Genomic DNA, 6,931 nt, shown 5'->3' on the forward strand with positions numbered 1-6,931 from the left:
CCATCCCCCATCGCGTCGCCCCACCCAAGAAAAGACCCTCCAATGGCCACCAAGAAAGACATCCCCAATCACTTCACCCAGGAGGAAGGTTCGATCCACCTGGGCGGCATCGATGCGCTCGTGCGCCTCACTCTCGACCAGGTGCGCACCGACGCACGGCGCGGTCTCAGGACGGGCATGTTCGTCTCCGGCTACCGCGGTTCGCCCGTGGGCATGCTGGACGCCTCGCTGATCAGGCAGGAGAAGCTGCTGGCCGAGCACCACATCAAGTTTGTCGACGGCATCAACGAGGACCTGGCTGCCACCGCCGTGTGGGGCACGCAGATGCTGCACACGGTCGGCAAGCAGAAGTTCGACGGCGTGACCGGCATGTGGTACGGCAAGGCGCCGGGCGTCGACCGCAGCGGCGATGCGCTCAAGCACGCGAACTACACGGGCATCGGGAAGAACGGCGGCGTGCTCGCGGTGGTCGGCGACGATCCGAGCTGCAAGAGCTCGTCGCTGTGCAGCCAGTCCGAGCCGATGCTGTTCCATGTCGGGATGCCGTCGCTGTATCCGGGCAACGTGCAGGAGATCCTCGATCTCGGGCTGCACGGCTACAACATGTCGCGGCTGTCCGGGCTGTGGGTGGGCCTGAAGATCGTCACCAACGTGGCCGACGGCACGGGCACGGCCGAGGTTTCGCCGGAGCGGCTGAACTTCGTCACGCCCGACCTGATGTTCGACGGCAAGGCCTTTGCGCCGAGCATGAACCTGGGCATGAACGTGCGTGCCGAGGCGCTCGAGATGGAGCAGTCGCTCTACACCCGCCGCCTCGAGGTCGCCAAGCGCTACGCGCGCGAGAACAGGCTCAACAACGTGGTCTTCGAGAACCGCGACGCCTGGCTCGGCATCATCACCGCGGGCAAGACCTACAACGACCTGCGCCAGTCCTTCCTGGAACTGGGTCTGGACGACGAGGCGCTGCGCCGCTACGGCATCCGCATCCTCAAGATGGGCATGCTGTTCCCGATGGAACCCACCGTGGTGCGCGAATTCGCGCAGGGTCTGGAAGAGATCTTCGTCATCGAGGAGAAGCGGCCCTTCCTGGAAATGTTCGCCAAGAACGTGCTCTACGGCATGGCCAACGCGCCGCGCATCGTCGGCAAGTTCGACGAGGAGGAAAAGGAACTGCTGCCGCACTACGGCGAGTTCGAATCGGACGTGATCGGGCGGGCGCTGACCAAGCGGCTCTCGCGCAAGGCCAGCGTCGAATCGGCCGAGGCCTGGCTCAGGCGCCTCGACGAGATCCATGCGCGCGCCAAGCTCGCCACCGCCACGCGCACCGCCTGGTACTGCTCGGGCTGCCCGCACAACAGCTCGACCCAGGCGGTCGAGGGAAGCATCGTCTCGGCCGGCATCGGCTGCCACACGATGGCCATGTGGATGGACCGCAACGTCGTCATGGGAACGCACATGGGCGCCGAGGGCGCGCAATGGATCGGCATGGCGCCGTTCACCGACACCCGGCACATCTTCCAGAACATGGGCGACGGCACCTATGCCCACTCGGGCAGCCTCGCGATCCGCTACGCGGCGTCGACCAAGGCCAACATCACCTTCAAGCTGCTGCGCAACGCCCACACCTCCATGACCGGCGGGCAGGAGATCATGGGCGCGCATCCGGTGGCCGACATGGTGTCGGACCTGCTCGCCAACGGCGTGAAGAAGGTGATCGTCACCACCGACGACCTGGAGGCCTACCTGGGCGTGAGCCTCGTCGGCGGCACGCAGGTGTGGCATCGGGACCGGCTCGACGAAGCCCAGCGCGCGCTGGCGGCGATCCCCGGCACCACGGTGCTGATCCACGACCAGGAGTGCGCGGCCGAACTGCGTCGCGCACGCAGCCGCGGCAAGGTCGAGGAGCCGGCGGAAGTCACGGTCATCAACGAACGCGTGTGCGAGGGCTGCGGCGACTGCGGCGTCAAGTCGAACTGCATGAGCGTCGAGCCGGTGGAAACCGAGTTCGGCCGCAAGACGCGCATTCACCAGTCTTCCTGCAACAAGGATTTCTCCTGCGTGAAGGGCTTCTGCCCCTCCTTCCTGACGATCACGCCCAACGCCGCGCCGGACGCGGGCGAGGCGGGCGCGAAGAAGAAAAAGAAGAAGGGCCGCATCCCCGCGCTCGACCGCGTGCTGCCGGAGCCGGTCTCCAAGGTCGACGCGAGCTTCGGCTTCAGCGTCCACATCATGGGCATCGGCGGCACCGGTTCGGTGACCGTGACCGCGACGATCGCCGCGGCCGCGCGCCTCGAAGGCAAGCATGTCATCGGCCTCGACCAGACCGGACTCGCACAGAAGGGCGGCTCGGTGATCTCGGACATCAAGATCACGAACGCGCCCTTCGACGGCTCGAACAAGATCTCGGACGGGCGTGCCGACCTGTACCTGGGCTTCGACATTCTCAACGCGACCGACCCCAAGAACCTCGACAAGTGCCATCCGGAACGCACCATCGCGGTGGTGTCGACCACCCAGACGCCGACGGGGCAGATGATCGCCAACCGGCGCGTGCTGTTCCCGGCCACGCGCGGGCTCACCGCCGGCATCGATCGCGTGACGCGAAAGGCCGACAACGTGTTCCTCGACGGGCAGGCGCTGGCCGAGGGCCTCTTCGGCGACAGCATGGCGACCAACACCTTCATGGTCGGCGTGGCCTACCAGGCCGGCACGATCCCGCTCAAGGCCGAATCCATCGAGGCGGCCATCCGCAACGCCGGCGTCGGCGTCGAGATGGGGGTGGCCGCCTTCCAGTGGGGGCGCATGGCGGTGGTGGACCGGGCGGCGGTGGTGGCCGAGATCGCGAAGGGTGCCGCCTCAACGGGCGCGTCGGAGCCTGCGGCGCCGATGACGCCGCAGGCGCGCGCGATCGTCGAGGCCGTGGGTGGAGAGGGCGAAGTCCGGCGCCTGCTCGAGGTCCGCGTGCCGGAGCTGATCGCCTACCAGGACGAGGCCTATGCGAAGCGCTATGCCGCCGTGGTGGCGCGCGTGCTGAACGCGGAGCGCAGCCGCACGCCGGGTGTGACCGCGCTCGGTGAAGCCGCTGCACGCTATCTCTACAAGCTGATGGCCTACAAGGACGAGTACGAGGTGGCACGGCTGCACACGGACCCCGCCTTCCTGGCCCAGCTGGACGGCATGTTCAAGCACGGCTACACGGTCAAGTACAACCTGGCGCCGCCGACGATCTCGCGGCGCGATCCGGGCACGGGCCAGCTGCAGAAGCAGCAGTTCGGACCGTGGATGCGCACCGCCTTCAGATGGCTGGCGCGCTTCAGGGGCCTGCGCGGCGGCGCGCTCGATGTCTTCGGCAAGACCGACGAGCGCCGGGAGGAGCGCCGGCTGATCGAGGACTACATCGCGCTGCTCGACCAGATCGCGCGCGACCTGAGCCCGGCCAACCATGCCGCCGCGGTGGCGCTCGCCAGCGTGCCCGACGAGATCCGCGGCTACGGGCATGTGAAGGAGAAGAGCGTCGCCGCGGCCAGGCAGCTGCAGCAACAGCGCATGCAGGAGTTCCTGCGGCCGGCCCCGGTCGAGCAAGCCGCCCCGATGCGCGAGGCCGAGGCCGAGCAGGTGGCGGCCTGAAGCTTCGGTCTCAGCTACACAGTCACAGGAAAACGCCATGAATCGACTCAACGGCTACGACTTCGAAGACCTCGAGATCGGCATGCACGCCACTTTCGCGAAGACCGTCACCGAGGCCGACATCGTGCTGTTCGCCGCGGCCTCGGGCGACAACAACGCAGTGCACATCAACGAGGAGTTCGCGCGCACGACGCAATTCAAGGGCCGGATCGCGCACGGCATGCTCAGCGCCAGCGTGATCTCGGCCGCCATCGCCGGGCGGCTGCCCGGTCCCGGCACGGTCTACCTCGGCCAGAACCTGCGGTTCAAGGCGCCGGTGCGGCCGGGCGACACCGTGCAGGCCACGGTGACGGTCAAGGAACTGTCGACCGAGAAGAAGCGCGTCACGCTGACCACCATCTGCACGGTGGAGGGCAAGGTGGTGATCGACGGCGACGCGATCGTCATGCCGACCTCCCGGCAGGCGCGCCAGGCAGCCCCATGAGCTCGCCGTTCAACATGCCGGACGAGTTCGTCCGGGGCTTCGTCGAATCCGGTGGGCGCCTGTTCGGCGCAGGCGGTGGTGCGGCGGTGGATGCGGCGCAGTTCGCGCAGGCCCAGGCGCACTACTGGCAACAGCAGGCGGCGCTCTGGACCGGCTGGCTCGCCAGCGGCGGCACGCAATCGGCCGCCGTGGTCGACGCCGAGCGAGGCGACCGGCGCTTCCAGGGCGATGCCTGGAGCGGCCAGCCGTGGTTCAGCCTGCTCAAGCAGAACTACCTGCTGAACGCCCGGCTGCTCGGCGAGCTGGCCGATGCCGCCGAGCTCGAGGCGGCGGACAAGCACAAGCTGCGCTTCTTCATGCGTCAGTTCATCGACTCGATGAGCCCGGCCAACTTCGCCGGCACCAATCCCGAGGTGCTGAAACTGGCGCTCGAGTCCAACGGCCAGAGCGTCGCGGCGGGCCTGGCGCATCTGGTCGACGACCTCGGCAAGGGACGCATCTCCATCACCGACGAGAGCGCCTTCGAGATCGGCCGCAACGTGGCGGTGTCCAAGGGCTCGGTGGTCTACGAGAACCCGCTGATGCAGCTGATCCAGTACGCGCCGCTGACCGAGAAGGTCGCGGTGCGTCCGCTGCTCATCGTGCCGCCTTGCATCAACAAGTTCTACATCCTGGACCTGCAGCCCGAGAACTCCTTCGTTCGCTTCGCCTGCGAGCAGGGCCAGACGGTGTTCCTGGTGTCGTGGCGCAACCCCGGCCCCGATCTGGGCCACGTCACATGGGACGACTACCTGGTGCTCGGCGCGATGGCAGCCATCGAGGTCGCACTGGCCATCAGCGGCGCCGACAAGCTCAACGCGGTGGGGTGGTGCGTCGGCGGAACCATCCTCGCGAGTGCGCTGGCGGTGCTGCGCGCGCAGGGGGACCGGAGTGTGGCCAGCGCGACCTTCCTCACCACCATGCTCGACTTCGCGGAGCCGGGCGACCTCGGCGTCTTCGTCGACGCCCAGGGCGTGGCGCAGCGCGAGGCCACGATCGGGCGCGGCGGGATCTACGCCGGCGCGGAACTGGGTTTCGTGTTCCAGTCGCTGCGCGCCAACGACCTGATCTGGCCCTACGTGATCGGCAACTACCTCAAGGGCAAGAGCCCCGCCGCCTTCGACCTGCTCTACTGGAACGCCGACGCGACCAACCTGCCGGGGCCGATGTACGCCTGGTATCTGCGCAACATGTACCTGGAGAACAACCTGCGCGTGCCGGACCGCCTCACGATGTGCGAGACGGCGGTCGATCTCGGGCGCATCGACATGCCCTGCTACGTGCTCGCGACCCGGGAGGATCACATCGTTCCCTGGCGATCGGCCTACCAGACCACGCAACTGGTCGGCGGCAAGTCGCAGTTCGTGCTCGGCGCGAGCGGACACATCGCCGGGGTCGTCAATCCGGCGTCGAAGGACAAGCGCAGCTACTGGACCGGCGCCGCGCAAGGTGAATCGGCCGACGCCTGGCTCGCCGGCGCGCAAGAAACGCCCGGGAGCTGGTGGAAGCACTGGCGCCAATGGCTCAAGCCGCTCGAGGGCAAGCAGGTGGTCGCGCGCCAGCGGCTCGGAAACGCCGAACACGCGCCGATCGAGGACGCACCGGGCCGCTACGTGAAGCAGCGCGCCGAATGAAAACCGCCGGGAACCCGCCATGCCCTTCGAGACCCTCCTGATTGCAGAACACGGTGACACCGCGCGCCGGACCACCGTCATCACGCTGAACCGTCCGAGGCAGCTGAACGCACTCGACGATCAGCTGATGGACGAACTCGGCACGGCGCTGCGGGCCTGCGATGCGGACGACGGCATCGGCTGCATCGTCATCACCGGCGGCGAGAAGGTCTTCGCCGCTGGCGCCGATGTGGCCGCGCTGGCACCGCACGACTTCGCGAAGGCCTATGGGCAGGATCTCATCACGCGCAACTGGGAGACGATCCGCGGCATCCGCAAGCCGGTCATCGCGGCCGTGGCGGGCTTCGCGCTGGGTGGCGGCTGCGAACTCGCGATGATGTGCGACTTCATCATCGCGGCCGAGAACGCCCGCTTCGGGCAGCCCGAGATCCGGCTCGGCATCGTCCCCGGCGCCGGGGGCACGCAACGCCTGCCGCGGGCGGTCGGCAAGTCGAAGGCCATGGACCTGGTGCTCACGAGCCGGACGATGGATGCCCGGGAGGCGGAGCGCGCCGGGCTGGTGGCACGCATCGTCCCGGCCGAGCGCTTGATGGACGAGGCGCTCGAGGCAGCCGCCGCGATCTGCGCGCTGGGCGGGCTCAGCGTCATCGCGGCCAAGGAGTGCGTGAACCGCGCCTTCGAGTCGGGCCTGTCGGACGGCGTGATGTTCGAGCGCCGGCTGTTTCACTCGCTGTTCGGGACCGCGGACCAGATCGAAGGGATGGCCGCGTTTCTCGAGAAGCGCAAGCCCGCGTTCGGCCCGCGCTGATCGCCGATCCGACCCATCTCAGGAACCGTCGCCATGCTCTATCACCTGCATGAAACCCAGCGCTCCCTCATGGAGCCGTTCGCCGACTTCGCTCAGGCGGCCTCCAAACTCTACGGCCAGGGCGCCGCGCTCGGTCAGACGCCGATGGCTCAGCGCATGGCCGCCGGCTACGACCTCCTGTACCGGCTGGGCAAGGACTACGAGAAGCCCGAATTCGGCATCAAGACCGTCAAGGTCGACGGCCACGAGGTGGTGATCCACGAAAGCGTCGAGATCGAGAAGCCCTTTTGCCAACTGCGCCGCTTCAAGCGCTTCACCGACGAGCCCGACACCCTGCAG

At 67.8% G+C, this 6,931-nt stretch carries 4 protein-coding genes and 1 pseudogene; all 5 read left to right on the top strand.

The features are described 5' to 3' along the window. Window positions 1-42: 42 nt before the first annotated feature. Window positions 43-3,627 (top strand): indolepyruvate ferredoxin oxidoreductase family protein, encoded by a 3,585-nt coding sequence (locus tag QTI45_RS28150; protein ID WP_286656689.1) that lies wholly within the window; start codon window positions 43-45, stop codon window positions 3,625-3,627. 37 nt (window positions 3,628-3,664) lie between these two features. Next, window positions 3,665-4,111, top strand: coding sequence for a MaoC family dehydratase (locus QTI45_RS28155; RefSeq protein ID WP_286656690.1), 447 nt, complete (start codon window positions 3,665-3,667; stop codon window positions 4,109-4,111). Continuing rightward, window positions 4,108-5,784 (top strand): class I poly(R)-hydroxyalkanoic acid synthase, encoded by a 1,677-nt coding sequence (gene phaC, locus QTI45_RS28160; protein WP_286656691.1) that lies wholly within the window; start codon window positions 4,108-4,110, stop codon window positions 5,782-5,784. The genes QTI45_RS28155 and phaC overlap by 4 nt, the downstream gene beginning before the upstream one ends. A gap of 19 nt (window positions 5,785-5,803) precedes the next feature. Next, window positions 5,804-6,592, top strand: coding sequence for an enoyl-CoA hydratase (locus QTI45_RS28165; RefSeq protein WP_286656692.1), 789 nt, complete (start codon window positions 5,804-5,806; stop codon window positions 6,590-6,592). A gap of 33 nt (window positions 6,593-6,625) precedes the next feature. Then, window positions 6,626-6,931, top strand: a pseudogene (locus QTI45_RS28170) (polyhydroxyalkanoate depolymerase); the annotation flags it as partial.

The organism is Variovorax saccharolyticus, from assembly GCF_030316765.1.
Lineage (GTDB): Bacteria > Pseudomonadota > Gammaproteobacteria > Burkholderiales > Burkholderiaceae_C > Variovorax > Variovorax saccharolyticus.